The 14045-nt window shown below is 72.5% G+C and carries 14 protein-coding genes and 1 pseudogene; 9 read left to right on the top strand and 6 right to left on the bottom strand.

Annotated elements, in window-relative coordinates; translation table 11 throughout:
• Nucleotides 1-89: 89 nt before the first annotated feature.
• Nucleotides 90-1406: a glutamate-1-semialdehyde 2,1-aminomutase gene (gene hemL, locus SPRI_RS16310; protein WP_005313925.1), complete on the bottom strand. Its 1317-nt coding sequence runs from the start codon at nucleotides 1404-1406 to the stop codon at nucleotides 90-92.
• 116 nt (nucleotides 1407-1522) lie between these two features.
• Here hemL and SPRI_RS16315 point away from each other — a divergent pair, with 116 nt between their 5' ends.
• Complete coding sequence (locus SPRI_RS16315; protein WP_182327717.1) at nucleotides 1523-2077, top strand: hypothetical protein; 555 nt, start codon at nucleotides 1523-1525, stop codon at nucleotides 2075-2077.
• Between the two features lie 428 nt (nucleotides 2078-2505).
• Nucleotides 2506-2639, top strand: a pseudogene (locus SPRI_RS39345) (cation:proton antiporter); the annotation flags it as partial.
• Nucleotides 2640-3214: 575 nt separating this feature from the next.
• On the opposite strand, the gene SPRI_RS16320 reads toward SPRI_RS39345, so the two are convergent.
• Nucleotides 3215-3811, bottom strand: a complete 597-nt coding sequence (locus SPRI_RS16320) for a DM13 domain-containing protein (protein ID WP_037774045.1) — start codon at nucleotides 3809-3811, stop codon at nucleotides 3215-3217.
• A gap of 271 nt (nucleotides 3812-4082) precedes the next feature.
• Here SPRI_RS16320 and SPRI_RS16325 point away from each other — a divergent pair, with 271 nt between their 5' ends.
• Complete coding sequence (locus SPRI_RS16325) at nucleotides 4083-4958, top strand: glycosyltransferase family 2 protein (protein WP_005313931.1); 876 nt, start codon at nucleotides 4083-4085, stop codon at nucleotides 4956-4958.
• Nucleotides 4959-5056: 98 nt separating this feature from the next.
• On the opposite strand, the gene SPRI_RS16330 is transcribed toward SPRI_RS16325, so the two are convergent.
• Complete coding sequence (locus SPRI_RS16330) at nucleotides 5057-5638, bottom strand: TIGR03086 family metal-binding protein (protein WP_053557040.1); 582 nt, start codon at nucleotides 5636-5638, stop codon at nucleotides 5057-5059.
• 74 nt (nucleotides 5639-5712) lie between these two features.
• Between SPRI_RS16330 and SPRI_RS16335 the strand changes: the two genes are divergently transcribed.
• From SPRI_RS16335 to SPRI_RS16345, 3 genes are all read left to right on the top strand, one after another.
• Nucleotides 5713-6615: a helix-turn-helix domain-containing protein gene (locus tag SPRI_RS16335; protein WP_005313933.1), complete on the top strand. Its 903-nt coding sequence runs from the start codon at nucleotides 5713-5715 to the stop codon at nucleotides 6613-6615.
• 45 nt (nucleotides 6616-6660) lie between these two features.
• Nucleotides 6661-7203, top strand: coding sequence for a GNAT family N-acetyltransferase (locus SPRI_RS16340; protein WP_005313934.1), 543 nt, complete (start codon nucleotides 6661-6663; stop codon nucleotides 7201-7203).
• 201 nt (nucleotides 7204-7404) lie between these two features.
• The gene (locus tag SPRI_RS16345) at nucleotides 7405-8130 is read left to right on the top strand and encodes a Mut7-C RNAse domain-containing protein (RefSeq protein WP_053557748.1); all 726 of its coding nucleotides are present in this window, start codon (nucleotides 7405-7407) and stop codon (nucleotides 8128-8130) included.
• Nucleotides 8131-8300: 170 nt separating this feature from the next.
• Here SPRI_RS16345 and SPRI_RS16350 read toward each other — a convergent pair whose 3' ends face one another.
• A complete protein-coding gene (locus SPRI_RS16350; RefSeq protein WP_053557041.1) occupies nucleotides 8301-8921 on the bottom strand; it encodes a TetR/AcrR family transcriptional regulator in 621 nt (206 codons plus the stop codon).
• A gap of 141 nt (nucleotides 8922-9062) precedes the next feature.
• On the opposite strand from SPRI_RS16350, the gene SPRI_RS16355 reads away from it, so the two are divergent.
• Nucleotides 9063-10568: an FAD-dependent monooxygenase gene (locus SPRI_RS16355; RefSeq protein ID WP_005313938.1), complete on the top strand. Its 1506-nt coding sequence runs from the start codon at nucleotides 9063-9065 to the stop codon at nucleotides 10566-10568.
• Nucleotides 10569-10605: 37 nt separating this feature from the next.
• Here the strand turns inward: SPRI_RS16355 and SPRI_RS16360 are convergent, their stop codons facing one another.
• Nucleotides 10606-11208: a hypothetical protein gene (locus tag SPRI_RS16360; RefSeq protein ID WP_106428427.1), complete on the bottom strand. Its 603-nt coding sequence runs from the start codon at nucleotides 11206-11208 to the stop codon at nucleotides 10606-10608.
• 121 nt (nucleotides 11209-11329) lie between these two features.
• On the opposite strand from SPRI_RS16360, the gene SPRI_RS16365 reads away from it, so the two are divergent.
• Nucleotides 11330-12094, top strand: coding sequence for an SDR family oxidoreductase (locus tag SPRI_RS16365; RefSeq protein WP_005313943.1), 765 nt, complete (start codon nucleotides 11330-11332; stop codon nucleotides 12092-12094).
• A complete protein-coding gene (locus SPRI_RS16370) occupies nucleotides 12094-12633 on the top strand; it encodes a GNAT family N-acetyltransferase (RefSeq protein WP_005313947.1) in 540 nt (179 codons plus the stop codon). The genes SPRI_RS16365 and SPRI_RS16370 overlap by 1 nt, the downstream gene beginning before the upstream one ends.
• A gap of 120 nt (nucleotides 12634-12753) precedes the next feature.
• Here SPRI_RS16370 and SPRI_RS16375 read toward each other — a convergent pair whose 3' ends face one another.
• Complete coding sequence (locus tag SPRI_RS16375; RefSeq protein ID WP_005313950.1) at nucleotides 12754-13947, bottom strand: RtcB family protein; 1194 nt, start codon at nucleotides 13945-13947, stop codon at nucleotides 12754-12756.
• Between the last annotated feature and the right edge of the window lie 98 nt (nucleotides 13948-14045).

Consider the following 14045-nt stretch of genomic DNA (forward strand, 5'->3'; position numbering starts at 1 on the left):
CGCGGCACGCTCCAGCGCCGCCTCGACGGCGCTGTCCTCGGGCGTCAGGGCGCCGGAGCCGGCGTCCCGCGCCGGACGGTTGCCGCCGCTCATGCCGTGGCCTCCGCGGCGGCGCGGGCGGCGGCGGGCAGGGCGGCGGCGATCCGCTCGATCGCCCGCTCGTCGTGCGCGGTCGACACGAACCAGGACTCGAAGGCGGACGGCGGCAGGTAGACGCCCTGGGAGAGCATCGAGTGGAAGAAGGCGTTGAAGCGGAACGCCTCCTGCTTCTTGGCGTCCTCGTAGTCCCTGACCTCGGTCGGGGTGAAGAAGACGGAGAACATGTTGGACGCCGTCTGCAGCCGGTGGGCGACGCCCTCCTTGGTGAGCGCGTCCGTCAGCAGGGCCTGGATCTCCTTCGAGACCGCGTTCACCTTCTCGTAGGCGGCGTCGTCGAGGAGCCGCAGCTGCGCGAGGCCGGCGGCGGTGGCGACCGGGTTACCGGACAGGGTGCCCGCCTGGTAGACCGGGCCCGCCGGGGCGAGGTGCGCCATGACGTCCTTGCGGCCGCCGAACGCCGCGGCGGGGAAGCCGCCGCCCATGACCTTGCCGAAGGTCATCAGGTCGGGCGCGACACCGTCGACGCCGTACCAGCCGGCCTTCGAGGTACGGAAACCGGTCATCACCTCGTCGGAGATGTAGAGCGCGCCGTTCTGCGCGCACGCCGCCTTGAGGCCCTCGTTGAAACCGGGCCGGGGCGGGACGACGCCCATGTTGCCGGGGGACGCCTCGGTGATCACGCAGGCGATCTGGCCGGCGTTGGCGTGGAACGCGGCGTGCACGGCCTCGAGGTCGTTGTACGGCAGCACGATGGTGTCACCGGCCTGGGCGCCCGTGACCCCGGGCGTGTCGGGCAGGCCGAACGTCGCCACACCGGAACCGGCGGCGGCCAGCAGGGCGTCGACGTGCCCGTGGTAGCAGCCGGCGAACTTGATGATCTTGGGCCGGCCGGTGAAACCGCGGGCCAGCCGGATCGCGGACATGGTCGCTTCCGTACCGCTGGAAACCAGCCGAACCTGCTCGACCGGCTCGACACGGGCCACGATCTCCTCGGCGAGGGCGACCTCTCCCTCGCCCGGCGTGCCGAACGACGTGCCGCGCGCGACCGCCGCCTGCACCGCCTCGATCACGGCCGGGTGGGAGTGCCCGAGGATCATCGGCCCCCACGAGCACACGAGGTCGACATACTCGCGCCCGTCGGCATCGGTGAGGTACGGACCGGTACCGGACACCATGAACCGGGGCGTACCGCCCACAGCACGGAAGGCACGGACGGGAGAGTTCACGCCGCCGGGCGTCACGAGGGACGCGCGGTCGAAAAGCGTCTGCGAAACTGGGGCGTCATAGGGAAAGCTCACGGAATCCATGGTCTCAGAGGCTCGGACGTATCTGCGGACAGGTGTTTCACCGCACGTTCGTGGGGGAGGTCACTGTCACGATGATCGGGTTGCGCGGCGGGGGCTGCGAGTGGTCGGGTGGAGATATGCATCGCGGTGGCGGACTGGGCGAGGGGACCGACGACCTGGGTCCTGAGCCTGCCCGGCGCGGAAAGCACCGGCGAGGCGAAGGGGACGAGCCCGCGGGAGGCAGGAGCGGCCGAGTGGGGGTGACCTACAAATACTTCGGCGCGCCCGACGGAGCCACCGCAGCTCGGGTGCCGATTTCGATGCGCCCCGAGGAGCTCGGCGGCGACGAGCTCGGCATGGGCGGAATGTTCACGAAGATCAAGCCGGAGACCATAGCCGCCATGGTGCTCACCGGCATCCAGGGCATGCCGCTGAACAAGGTGCCGCCGCTGGAGCTCGTCGTACTGCACCCCGACTACGCGGTGGTGAAGCTTCCGATGACCGTGGTCGACCCGCTGCGTGGCATCGGCGAGGAGTCGGTGGGCGCGGCGGCGTTCATATGGTCGACGGTCCCGGACCGGGGCGGCCCGAGGGACGCGTTCAACGTGTACCAACTGCTCCACGAATGGCAGGATTTCTCCCACCGGCTGCACGAGGCGGGGCACCAGCCGTACTGCCTGGTCTGGCCCTGACCCCTGGTCTTCCCGGGGTTCGGGCGGGGCCTCCGGTCCCGTCCTCGTCCTGCGCCCGGAGGGGCAGTCCGCCGGGCGACGCGGCGGGTGTGCCGCGGTGGACGGGCTGCGCCTGTCTTCCCGCCCCAGCGCGTCCGGCCGTTCCGGGCCCGGCCCGCGCGCCTTCTTCCTGACCACCCTCCTCCGGTAGTCCGGCCGTCGTGCGCGAGCGAACGTGGCACAGACCGTGCTTCGGGCCGACAACCGCGCTCCCGGCCTCCGCATGCCGTCAGCGAGGAAGGTTCCGATGCCCCCGAACTCGAAGTCCACGCCGACGGAGCCGGTGACCGGCGCCCCCGGGAGGCCGGCGGACACTCGCGGCCACCTCGCCGCCGCGGGCCCCGACTTCGCCGTCGTCACTCCATGACCCGGCGGCACGGCGGCGTCTCATGACGCATCCCGGAACGCTCGTCCTCATCATGGCCGTGGCCGTGCCGGCTCCGCTCCTCGCCTACCGCGTCGGCCGGTGATCCGCGTCCCGCTGGTCATCTTCGAGGTCGCCATCGGCATCGGCCCTGGACCGGGCCGCGGTGCTGGTCGGCGCCGCCATGCTCTCCGTCCTCGCCCTGCCGCCGGCGGCCGTGTGGCTGCGGTGGGCGCACGGCCCGGCGGGCCGGGCCGGAGCCCGGCCCGCCCGGGGTACGGCGGAGCGCACGGAGGCGTGGTGCACCGGCGTCGTGGAGCCGGTCGGTCCGCGGAGACCGCGCGCGGCTCGGCCACCGGCTGCGCGGCGCCGGGCTCGTCCGTGCAGGGCCGACCCGCTCCCGACCCTGCCTGGTCCTGGCGCCGCACGCTGTCCGTGCGGCCGGCGTCAGGCGCCGGGCGCCGGGGCTCGTCCGTGCAGGGCGGCCGGGCTCATGCCCCTGCCTGTTCTTGGCGCCGCACGCTGTCCGTGCAGCCGGCGTCAGGCGTCGGGTCGGGCGCCAGCGCCGGCGCCGGGCTCGTCCGTGCAGGGCGGCCGGGCTCATGCCCCTGCCTGTTCCTGGCACCGCACGCTGTCCGTGCAGCCTGCGTCAGGCGTCGGGTCGGGCGTCGGCGCCAGGAGCCGGACGTCGGCGTCAGGGCCGGGAGCCGGGCGTCGGCGTCAGGCGCCGGGCGTCAGGCGCGGATGAGTTCCGCCGCGCCGAAGGACACGTCGAACCGGTCGCACCAGATGGTCACGCTGCTGTAGCGGGCCGGGTCGACGCCGGCGGGCAGGGCGTAGTTCTGGTCGCCCTTGTTGCCCTTGAGCTTGCCGAGGCTCACGTAGGCCCCGTCGTCGAAGACGTGCCAGCCCGCCCGGCCTTCCTTGACCGGCGCGTCGGTCAACCAGACGCGCAGGTCGGGGCCGTTGCTGGTGTCCAGGTTCTCCAGCCGGACGGTGTGGGAGCCGTCGGGCAGCCGGAGCAGCCGCACGGTGCCGGACGTCTTGTGCTCGTGGCTGATCAGCTCGCCGGCCGCCAGTTTCGCCGGCCCTGCCGGTGTCGACGGCGACGCGGAGGCCGACGGCCCGCTCGGCGCGGCGGACGGCGACGCGGCGGCCCCGCCCGACGGCGCTGCCCCGACCGAAGTCCCCGGCAGCGCCTCCCGCACCGTCTCGTCCTGCCAGATCTTCCACGGCTGGAACCAGTACAGCCCCACGACGGCCGCCACCACGACCACCGCCACCACCGCGACACCGGCCGGCCTGCCGAGTACCGAGCGCATGCGTCCCATCCCCGCCTCCTAGAACTGCCTTTGCAGGCTTCTCATTCAACGAGATCCCGCACCGCCACGGCGCCTGGAAGTTATGACGGTTCCCTTACGCCGCCGCCACGGACGGCCGGCTGCGCCCGGCCGCCCCGTCGTTCGACCCCCGTGCCGCTCCGCCGTTCGGCCGTTCCGCCGTTCCGCCCGACCCGAGGGCGCCACGTCGTGAGGCGTGCCCGGGCGGGTACTCCGGCGGCTGGCATCATCGGCATCCAGCCGACCACTGGAGTTCGCCGCCATGCCACTGCCGCGCATCGGAGTCGTCATCGTGACCATGGGCACGCGACCGCGTGAACTGGACGCACTGCTCGCGTCGGTGGGCGGACAGGACGTCCCCCCGGCGCGGATCGTGCTGGTCGGCAACGCGACTCCGCTCACCGACGTGTCGGCGGACGTGACCAAGATCCCGCTCGAGGAGAACCTGGGCTGCCCCGGTGGGCGGAACGTCGGGCTGCGGGCGCTGCTCGAGTCGGGTGACGTGGACGTCGTCGTCGAACTGGACGACGACGGGCTGCTCATCGCCGACGACGTCTTCCGCAAGGTGCAGCGGTTGTACGCGGCGGATCCGGCGCTCGGAATCGTGTCCTTCCGCGTCGCCGACGAACTCGGTGAGACGCAGCGGCGGCACGTGCCGCGGCTGAGGGCCGGTGACCCCATGCGGCGCGGGCCGGTGACCGCCTTCCTCGGAGGTGGCCATGCCCTGTCGGTGCCGATGCTCGCCGAGATCGGCACCTGGCCGGAGCACTTCTTCTTCTGCCACGAGGAGACCGACCTCGCCTGGCGCGCCCTCGACGCGGGCTGGAAGATCCTCTACGAACCCGACCTCGTCCTCCAGCACCCCAAAACCTCCCCGGCCAGGCACGCGGTGTACCACCGCTTCACCGCTCGCAACCGGGTCTGGCTGGCCAGGCGACGGCTCCCGCTCCCCCTGGTGCCGGTCTACCTGGGCGTATGGATCCTGCTCCACCTGGTCCGCACCCGTTCCGTGTCCGGGCTGGGAGCCTGGGCCGCGGGGCTTCTCGAAGGAATGCGCACGCCGTGCGGAGGTCGTCGGCCGATGAAATGGCGCACCGTGTGGCACATGACCCGGCTCGGCCGGCCCCCGGTCGTCTGACCCGGCCCGGCCGGCCGCCGGTCGTCTGAACCGGCTCGGCCGGCCCCCGGTCGTCCTGCGGCGGCCGGGCCCGATCGGCAGGTCCCCAGGAGGAACCGCTACGGCCGTTGCCATCCCGGGTCGCGGCCGATCAGGGCCAGCAGGCGGTCGAGGTCGGACGCCCCGGCGCCGCCGTCGGGCAGGGGGAACTCCTCGCCGAAGGCGCCCATCTTCCGTCCGGTGGGAGCGAGCTCTTCGCAGGACCGGAACGCTTCGGCGACGACGACTGGGTCGGGCGTGTAGTCCTGTCCGGTGGCACGGGCGAGGTCCCAGGCGTGCACCGTGAGGTCGTCGAGGGCCATCCGGCCGACGGTGGCCGCCGGCAGACCCATGGCGCCCGACGTGCCCTCCTCCGCGCCGGGCTCCGCCCATGCCTTCACCAGTGCGGCCGTCTCCTTCTCGAATGCGGCACGCCAGTCGCCCTGCCCGACGTAGTCCGGTGTGGCGGAGAAATCCGCCTCCTTCTTCGCCGCCAGGAACTGGAAGTTGACCATGACGTGGAACAGGTGGTTCGTCAGGCCGCGCACGTCGTACTCGGAGCACGGGGTGGGGTGGCCGAGCTGTTCGTCGGTGATGCCGCACACCACCGGAACGGAGCGCTCTGCGGCCGCTGCGAGCAGTTCACTGAGGGGTTTCGTCATACGTTCACGGTAGGCACCGCCACCCCGGCCGCGTATTGAAGAAACGCGACACCCGGCGGTCCTAGGATCGGAACATGACCGGTCCGCGGCGCGACACACGAGGCATCGTGGAGGCCCGTGAACTCTTCGCGCGGGTCCGTTTCCGGCGACGCCAGCCCCACCCCGCCCTGCGCCCGTATCTCGAGCACTACTGGCTGATCGACTGGGACCTGACCGAGCCGTACGCCTCCCATGTGGTTCCCCACCCGTCGGTCAACGTGGTCTTCCAGCGGTACGCCGACGAGCCCGCCCGTGCCGAGGTCGCCGGTATCGGGTTGGAGTTGTTCACGCAGAAGCTGGCGGGGCGTGGCCGGGTCTGCGGGGTGCAGTTCCGGCCCGGCGGCTTCCGGCCGTTCGCGCCGGACCGGCCGGTGTCGGACTGGACGGGACAGCGGCTGCCGATCGGTGACGTGTTCCTGCCGGGTCGCGACGAGGAGACGCTTCGCACCGCCGCGCACGCCGTCGTGGACCCGGATGACGAGGACGCCAGGGTGGCCGCGCTGGACGCCTTCCTGCTCGGGCTCGACCCGCAGCCGGACCCCCGGGCGGAGCTCGCCATGGAGCTCGTCGAGCGGGTCCGTTCCGACCGTTCCGTGCGGCGTGTTTCCCAACTCGCCGACATGGCCGGCCTGTCGGCCCGGGCCCTGCAGCGTCTCTTCGCCGGCTGGGTGGGCGTGGGGCCCAAGTGGGTCATCCTGCGCTACCGCATCCACGAGGCACTGGAGCGCGCCGAACAGGCGGAGCAGGCCGGGCAGGCCCGGCCTGCCGACGGAACGACCGGTGGGACGGTGGAGCGACCGGCGGGCGGACCCGGAAGCGGTGTCGACTGGGCCGCGCTCGCCGACGACCTGGGTTACAGCGATCAGGCGCATCTCGTAAGGGACTTCACGGCGACGGTCGGCGTCCCCCCGTCGGCGTACACGAGGGCAGCGCGGTAGCCGAACGGCCGGGCCGCTGTCGTACCCGGGCCCTACAGTGCGGACATGGACGGCAAAGTGATCCCGGTACGCATCGAGCCATGGTCCGAGGACGACCTCGGTCTGCTCCGGGCGGCGAACGCCCCCGAGCTGATGGACCACCTCGGCGGCCCGGAGACGGAGGAGCAGCTCCTCAACCGCCATCGGCGGTACGTCGACCTGAGCGCGGACCGCACCGGGCGCGGCCGGATGTTCCGCATAGTCCTGGAGACCGGCGAGGGGGACGGCGGTCGGGCCGCGGGCACGGTCGGCTTCTGGGAGCAGACCTGGGAGGACGAGCAGGTCTACGAGACGGGATGGAGCGTGCTGCCCGCGTTCCAGGGCCTCGGGATCGCTACGGCGGGGACGCTGGCGGTCGTCGAGGCGGCGCGGGCCGAGCGGAAGCACCGGTTCCTGCACGCCTTCCCGTCCGTCTCCAACGCCCCGTCGAACGCGGTGTGCAGGAAGGCGGGCTTCTCCCTCGTCGGCGAGTGCGATTTCGAGTACCCGCCGGGCAATCTGCTGCGCAGCAACGACTGGTGCCTCGACCTGGGGCCGACGCACGGGTGAACCGGACGCACGGGTGAGCCAGGTGCGGCCCCGCGCCGCCGTCATCCGGGAGGCGCGGCGTCCGGCGGCGGCGTCCAGGGGCGCCCGGTGCTGCGGCGCCGCCCGGCGCGGCCCGGTACGTCCGCCCGGCGTGGTGGCCGGTGCGGCACCGCCGGGGAAAGCGCTGGCCGCTCCACCACCGCCTTTGACATGCTGGGCGCTGTGAACGGACCGGAGATCACCGTCGACGTCGCCCCCGAGCTGCGTCTCTTCGTCCCGTCGGACTACCGCCAGGGCCCTACGGCCCTGACCACCGACGGCTCCTCGACGCTCGGCCATGTCGTGGAATCCCTGGGCGTGCCACTCACCGAGGCGGGCCGGCTGATGGTCGACGGCCGCCAGGTCCCCACCTCGCACATCCCGGGCGCGGGTGAGCACGTCGAGGTGCACGGCGTGGACCGCCCGCAGCAGGTGCCCGGCGCCCCGCTCCGCTTCCTGCTCGACGTCCACCTCGGCACGCTGGCCCGGCGGCTCCGTCTGCTCGGTGTCGACGCGGCGTACGAGAACGAGGACATCGGCGACCCGGCGCTCGCCACGCTCTCCGCGAAGGAGCGGCGGGTGCTGCTCTCGCGCGACCGCGGGCTGCTGCGCCGCCGCGAGATCTGGGCGGGCGCGTACGTGTACAGCGACCGGCCCGACGACCAACTGCGGGACGTGCTCCAGCGTTTCGCCCCCACGCTCGCACCCTGGACGCGGTGCACGGCCTGCAACGGCCCGCTGAAGGAGGCGGACAAGGACTCCGTGCAGGAACAGCTTCAGCACGGCACGCAGCGCACGTACGACGTCTTCGCCCAGTGCACGGCCTGTGGCCGGGTGTACTGGCGCGGCGCCCACCACGCCCGCCTCGAGGCGATCGTCACGGACGCACTGCGCGCCTCGGGCGCGTAGGACCGGCCGGCCCCCGGGCGCCGCCTGTGGGTTTCCGGCCGGTGGTCCGGACCTGTCCCGGGCCGGGTTGCCGGACCCGCCGTCGCCTGCGCCGCCCTCGGGACCCGCCTCCGGCCGCGGGGTGCGGGACCCACCCCCGGTTACGGCTGCGCTAGCGCCTCCGGCACCGCTCACACCGTCCGAGAGCCCGCTTCCGGCCGCGCCTGCGGCCCCGCTTCCGCGCACGGCTCCGTGAGATAGCGCTGCACCGTCGGGGCGAGCCAGCCGACGACCTCGTCGTGGGTCATCTCCACTGCGGGCGGGAACCGCAGCACGTACCGGGCCATCGCCATGCCGACTATCTGGGAGGCGATGAGCGCCGCGCGGCGCGGCGCTTCGGCGGGATCGGGGCACAGCGCGAGGGCGACCGGCCCCAGCTGATCACGGAAGATCGCGCGGGCGCGCTCCGCCGCCACCTCGTTCGTGACGGCCGCGCGCAGCAGCGCCGTCAGGACCTCGTCCTGCTCCCAGCGGTCGAGAAAGTGGGTGACGAGGGCCGCTCCCGCGTGCCGGACGGGGAGCGCGCCCAGCTCCGGCAGCCGCAGGTCGAACTCGGAGGCGGCCGCGAAGAGTCCCTCCTTGTTGCCGTAGTAGCGCATCACCATCGAGGGGTCGATTCCCGCGTCGCGTGCGATCGCGCGGATCGTCGCCCGCTCGTACCCGTCGGCGGCGAAACGCTCGCGGGCGGCTTCGAGGATGGCGGCCCTGGTCACGTCCGACCGGCGGGGTGCGCCGGGTGCTTCCGTCGTCATGCCAACAACTGTAGGCCAACGAGTGTTGACAATCCAGAGCAGGGGCCCCTAACGTTGCCAACAAGCGTTGACCAACAGATGTTGACTTACAAGCGTTGACCCATCGGCGCAGCCCTTCGGCGCCCGGACCAGGAGGCAGCCATGACCGGCAGGCCCAGCACCGGAAGCACGAACGTTCACCGGACCTCGCCGCAGGCCACTCCGACCACCGAACCCGCCGCGCACCCGGGCGGCGCCGGGTTCGACACCGACGTCCTGGTCGTAGGGGCGGGCCCCACCGGGATGCTGCTCGCCGGCGACCTGGCCGCCGCGGGAGTCGGCGTCACGCTGATCGAGCGCCGCCCCCACGAGAGGAGCAACATCACCCGCGCCTTCGGCGTGCACGCACGCACCCTGGAGCTGCTCGACGCCCGCGGCCTCGCCGACGAACTGGTGCGGCAGGGCACTCCGATCACCGGCCTCAGGCTGTTCCGGCGCCTGTCCCTCGACCTGTCCCGGCTGCCCTCACGCTTCCCGTTCCTCCTCATCACCCCGCAGTACGAGGTGGAGAAGCTGCTGGAGCGCCGCGCGGTCGCCGCCGGCGTCGAATTCCGGTACGGGACGGAGCTCACCGGCCTCGAGCTCTCCGGCTCCTCCGTCACCGCGCACACGACGGACGCGACCGGCACCCGGACCACTCTTCGCGCGCGCTACGCGGTCGGCGCCGACGGCGTGCGCAGCACCGTGCGCGAGGCGATCGGCCTGCCCTTCCCCGGCGTCTCCGTGATCAGGTCCATCGTGCTCGCCGATGTGAAGCTCGCCGAAGAGCCCGCCGACCTCCTCACGGTCAACGGCGTGGGGGACGCGTTCGCCTTCATCGCCCCCTTCGGTGACGGCTGGTACCGCGTCATGGGCTGGAACCGCGGCCGTCAGGTGGCGGACGACGAGCCCGTCGGCCTCGACGAGGTCCGCGACATCGCCCGCCGCGCCCTCGGGACCGACTTCGGGATGCACGACGCCCGCTGGATCTCCCGGTTCCACAGCGACGAACGCCAGGCGCCGTCCTACCGCAAAGGCCGCGTCTTCCTCGCCGGCGACGCCGCCCACGTCCACTCCCCCGCCGGCGGCCAAGGAATGAACACCGGCCTCCAGGACGCGGCGAACCTCTCCTGGAAGCTCGCCTCCGTCGTCCTGGGCCGCGCCCCCGACCCCGAAGTCCTCCTGGACAGCTACGAGTCGGAGCGCCACCCGGTCGGCGCCGCGGTCCTGCGCAGCAGCGGCGCCATCGTGCGCCTCGCCATGGCTCGCACCCCCCTCCGGCGTGCGGCACGCTCACTGGCCGCCGCCTTCCTGAGCGCCGTCCGCCCCGCCTCCGCCAAGGCGATGGGCATGATCTCGGGCATCGGCATCTCGTACGACGCACCCCGCGGCTCCCACCGCCTCACCGGACGGCGCGCGCCCGACCTGCGCCTGACCGAGGGCAGGCTCTACGAGCTGCTCCGCGGGGGCGAGTTCGTCCTGGTGGCGCCTCCCGGCGGCGAGCCCGACGTCCCGCCCGTCCCCGGCCGTGTCATACGGGCCCACTGGACGACGGACCGGCGCACCGCGCTCCTCGTCCGCCCCGACGGCTACATCGCCTGGGCGTCGGGAGCCGGCACACCCCGGTGACCCGGCAGGACCACGGCGATCCGGCAGGGCCCGGCCGTCAGAAGACGTACGGGTCCCCGGTGGCGGGGACCAGCACGCGGTGCGTGTCGTTCTCCGGGTTCCGGTCGCTCGCCCCGCCGTTCCACGCGGTGGCGACGTGCAGCACGACCTCGTGCGGGCTGCCCGCCGTGCCCAGCTCCAGGCCGAGGGTCCGGCCCGGACCGTTCACGGGCAGGGCGCCCGTCGCACACAGCAGCTCCCGTTCGGCAGCCCGCAGGCACCCGCGCGGCAGGTTCGGTGTACCGGCCGGCGGCACGGACAGCGTGAGACGCACGGTCACCCCGGCGAGTGCAGAGGGACCGTGGTTCAGCGTCGTCACAGAGATCGCGATCCGCCCGTCGGTCAGCGAGACCCGGCCGTGGTGCGCCACGTCGGCCTCCGGCGCGATGCCCGCGACACCGACGCCGCTTCCCGCACCGGCGCCGTCGACACCAGCGCCGTCCGCACCTCCACTGCCGACGCCACCGCCGTCCACACCCCCGCTGCCGAGGCCACCGCCGTCCACACCCCCGCTGCCGACACCCGCACTCGCCGCCTCCGCACCGACCACCAGCAGTACGGCCGCGGCCCCCACCGACAGGGCCCTTCGCATCGCATACATGAGCCAGAAGATACCTATTGCCCGAAAATACGAGTGATTGCCCGGGAACTCCGGCGCGTCCTGCCGACTTATTCTGGCGGCGTCGCGATCACCATCGATCACACGCGCGAGGAGCTACGACATGAGCACCGCTGGGACACCCGTCGCCGTCGTCACCGGAGCCAGCAGCGGCATCGGTGCGGCCACCGGGCGCCAACTGGCCGCCGCCGGCTATCACGTGGTCCTCACCGCCCGCCGCAAGGACCGCATCGAGGCGCTCGCCGCGGAGCTCACCGCCGCCGGACACCGGGCCACCGCCTACGCCCTCGACGTCACGGACCGCCCCGCCGTCGACTCCTTCGCCGCCACCCTGGACCGCTGCGACGTACTGGTGAACAACGCCGGAGGAGCCTTGGGCGCCGACCCCGTCGCCACCGGCGATCCCGCCGACTGGCGCCGCATGTTCGAGGTCAACGTCATCGGCACGCTCCACCTCACCCAGGCCCTGCTGCCGGCCCTGACCGCGAGCGGCGACGGCACGGTCGTGATCCTCTCGTCCACCGCGGGCCTCAGCACCTACGAGGGCGGCGGCGGTTACGTCGCGGCCAAGCACGGCGAACACGTCCTCGCCGAGACCCTCCGGCTGGAGATCGTCGGCACCCCGGTCCGGGTGATCGAGATCGCCCCGGGCATGGTCAGGACCGAGGAGTTCGCGACCACCCGCTTCCGCGGGGACACCGACAAGGCCGCCAAGGTCTACGCGGGTGTGGCCGAGCCGCTCACCGCCGACGACGTGGCGGACACCATCACCTGGGCCGTCACCCGCCCGTCGCACGTCAACATCGATCTGCTGGTCGTCAGGCCCCGCGCCCAGGCGTCCAACTCGAAGGTCCACAGGGAGCTGTGATGACCCAGGCCCCGACCATCACCCGGCTGACCCCGGCTTCGCTGCCCGCCGCCGCCCCCGATCTCGCCGCACTGCTCCTCGACGCGGTGGACGACGGCGCCTCCGTGGGCTTCACCTCCTCCCTCACCTCCGCACAGGCCGAGGCCTGGTGGCGGGCCCTCGCCCCCGACCTCACCGACGAACGCGTGGTCCTGTGGGCCGCCCACGACGGCGGCCGGCTCATAGGCACCGTGCAGCTCAGACTCGAGACGTCCCCCAACGGCCGGCACCGCGCCGAGATGGCCAAGCTCCTGGTCCACCGCACGGCCCGGGGGCGCGGCGTCGCCCGTCGCCTCCTCGCCACGGCCGAAGCGTTCGCCGCCGAGTCAGGCCGCACCCTGCTGATGCTGGACACCCAGACCGGCAGCACGGCGGAGAGCCTCTACCGCACCGCGGGCTGGTCGGTCCTCGGCACGCTCCCCGACTACGCCGCGGACCCTTCCGGCGCGCTGCGTCCGACGACGTTCTTCCACAAGTCCCTGCCGGTGGCGAGCGGCTGAGACGTGGAGCGGCCCCGGACCGCTCCGGTCCGGGGCCCCGCCGGGGAAGTACAGGGCCGGGCCACTCGGCCGCGGCCCGTCCCCCTTCGCCCCCGGCCCTTCGCCCTTCGCTGCCGGCCCTCAGCCCTTCACACAGACGACCTGCTTCAGCTTCGCGACGACCTCGACCAGGTCCCGCTGCTGGTCGATGACCTTTTCGATCGGCTTGTACGCGCCCGGGATCTCGTCGACGACGCCGGAGTCCTTGCGGCACTCCACGCCCCGCGTCTGCTCCTCCAGGTCACGCGCCGAGAAACGCCGCTTCGCCGCGTTCCGGCTCATCTTGCGGCCGGCGCCGTGCGAGGCCGAGTTGAAGGACGCCTCGTTGCCGAGGCCCTTCACGATGTACGAGCCGGTGCCCATCGATCCGGGGATGATCCCGAAGTCACCGCTGCCGGCCCGGATCGCGCCCTTGCGGGTGACCAGCAGGTCCATGCCCGCGTACCGCTCCTCCGCCACGTAGTTGTGGTGGCAGCTGATCTCCTGCTCGAAGCCGACCTTGGCCTTCCTGAACTCCTTGCGGATCACTTCCTTGAGGAGCCCCATCATGACCGCGCGGTTGTACTTGGCGTACTCCTGCGCCCAGAACAGGTCGTTGCGGTAGGCCGCCATCTGCGGGGTGTCCGAGACGAACACCGCCAGATCGCGGTCGACCAGCCCCTGGTTGTGGGGGAGCTTCTGCGCCTCACCGATGTGGTGTTCCGCGAGCTCCTTGCCGATGTTCCGCGAACCGGAGTGCAGCATGAGCCATACCGAACCCGACGTGTCGATGCACACTTCGACGAAGTGGTTTCCGCCGCCCAGCGTGCCCATCTGCTTCGTCGCCCGCTCCCGGCGGAACTTCACCGCGTCGGCCACCGAGTCGAACCGGTCCCAGAGACTGTCCCAGCCGCCGGCCTGGAGGCCGTACACCCTGCCGGGGTCGACCATTTCGTCGTGCATGCCGCGCCCCACCGGGATGGCCTGCTCGATCCGGGTACGGAGCCGCGAGAGGTCACCCGGCAGGTCGTTGGCCGTCAGCGACGTCCGCACCGCCGACATACCGCAGCCGATGTCGACGCCGACGGCGGCCGGGCAGACCGCCCCGTGCATCGCGATCACCGAGCCGACGGTGGCGCCCTTGCCGTAGTGGACGTCCGGCATCACGGCGAGGCCCTTGATCCACGGCAGCGTGGCCACGTTGCGCAGCTGCTGCAGCGCGACGTCCTCCACCGTCGAAGGGTCGGTCCACATGCGGATCGGGACCTTGGCGCCCGGCATCTCCACGTACGACATAGTTACTCGATTCCCCCGAAATGGACTGAAACGCAAATGACGTGACCAATGGCGGCGAAAGACTCGACAGACCGGCGGCCACGGCAGCGTGTGCGATA

It is taken from the genome of Streptomyces pristinaespiralis (assembly GCF_001278075.1).
Classification (GTDB): Bacteria; Actinomycetota; Actinomycetes; order Streptomycetales; family Streptomycetaceae; genus Streptomyces; species Streptomyces pristinaespiralis.

Coding starts and splice junctions, on each gene's coding strand:
- SPRI_RS16320 (WP_037774045.1), bottom strand. CDS start 3,811: ATGGGACGCATGCGCTCGGTACTCGGCAGGCCGGCCGGTGTCGCGGTG.
- SPRI_RS16330 (WP_053557040.1), bottom strand. CDS start 5,638: ATGACGAAACCCCTCAGTGAACTGCTCGCAGCGGCCGCAGAGCGCTCC.
- SPRI_RS16350 (WP_053557041.1), bottom strand. CDS start 8,921: ATGACGACGGAAGCACCCGGCGCACCCCGCCGGTCGGACGTGACCAGG.
- hemL (WP_005313925.1), bottom strand. CDS start 1,406: ATGGATTCCGTGAGCTTTCCCTATGACGCCCCAGTTTCGCAGACGCTT.
- SPRI_RS16365 (WP_005313943.1), top strand. CDS start 11,330: ATGAGCACCGCTGGGACACCCGTCGCCGTCGTCACCGGAGCCAGCAGC.
- SPRI_RS16315 (WP_182327717.1), top strand. CDS start 1,523: ATGCATCGCGGTGGCGGACTGGGCGAGGGGACCGACGACCTGGGTCCT.
- SPRI_RS16340 (WP_005313934.1), top strand. CDS start 6,661: ATGGACGGCAAAGTGATCCCGGTACGCATCGAGCCATGGTCCGAGGAC.
- SPRI_RS16355 (WP_005313938.1), top strand. CDS start 9,063: ATGACCGGCAGGCCCAGCACCGGAAGCACGAACGTTCACCGGACCTCG.
- SPRI_RS16325 (WP_005313931.1), top strand. CDS start 4,083: ATGCCACTGCCGCGCATCGGAGTCGTCATCGTGACCATGGGCACGCGA.
- SPRI_RS16335 (WP_005313933.1), top strand. CDS start 5,713: ATGACCGGTCCGCGGCGCGACACACGAGGCATCGTGGAGGCCCGTGAA.
- SPRI_RS16370 (WP_005313947.1), top strand. CDS start 12,094: ATGACCCAGGCCCCGACCATCACCCGGCTGACCCCGGCTTCGCTGCCC.
- SPRI_RS16360 (WP_106428427.1), bottom strand. CDS start 11,208: ATGTATGCGATGCGAAGGGCCCTGTCGGTGGGGGCCGCGGCCGTACTG.
- SPRI_RS16375 (WP_005313950.1), bottom strand. CDS start 13,947: ATGTCGTACGTGGAGATGCCGGGCGCCAAGGTCCCGATCCGCATGTGG.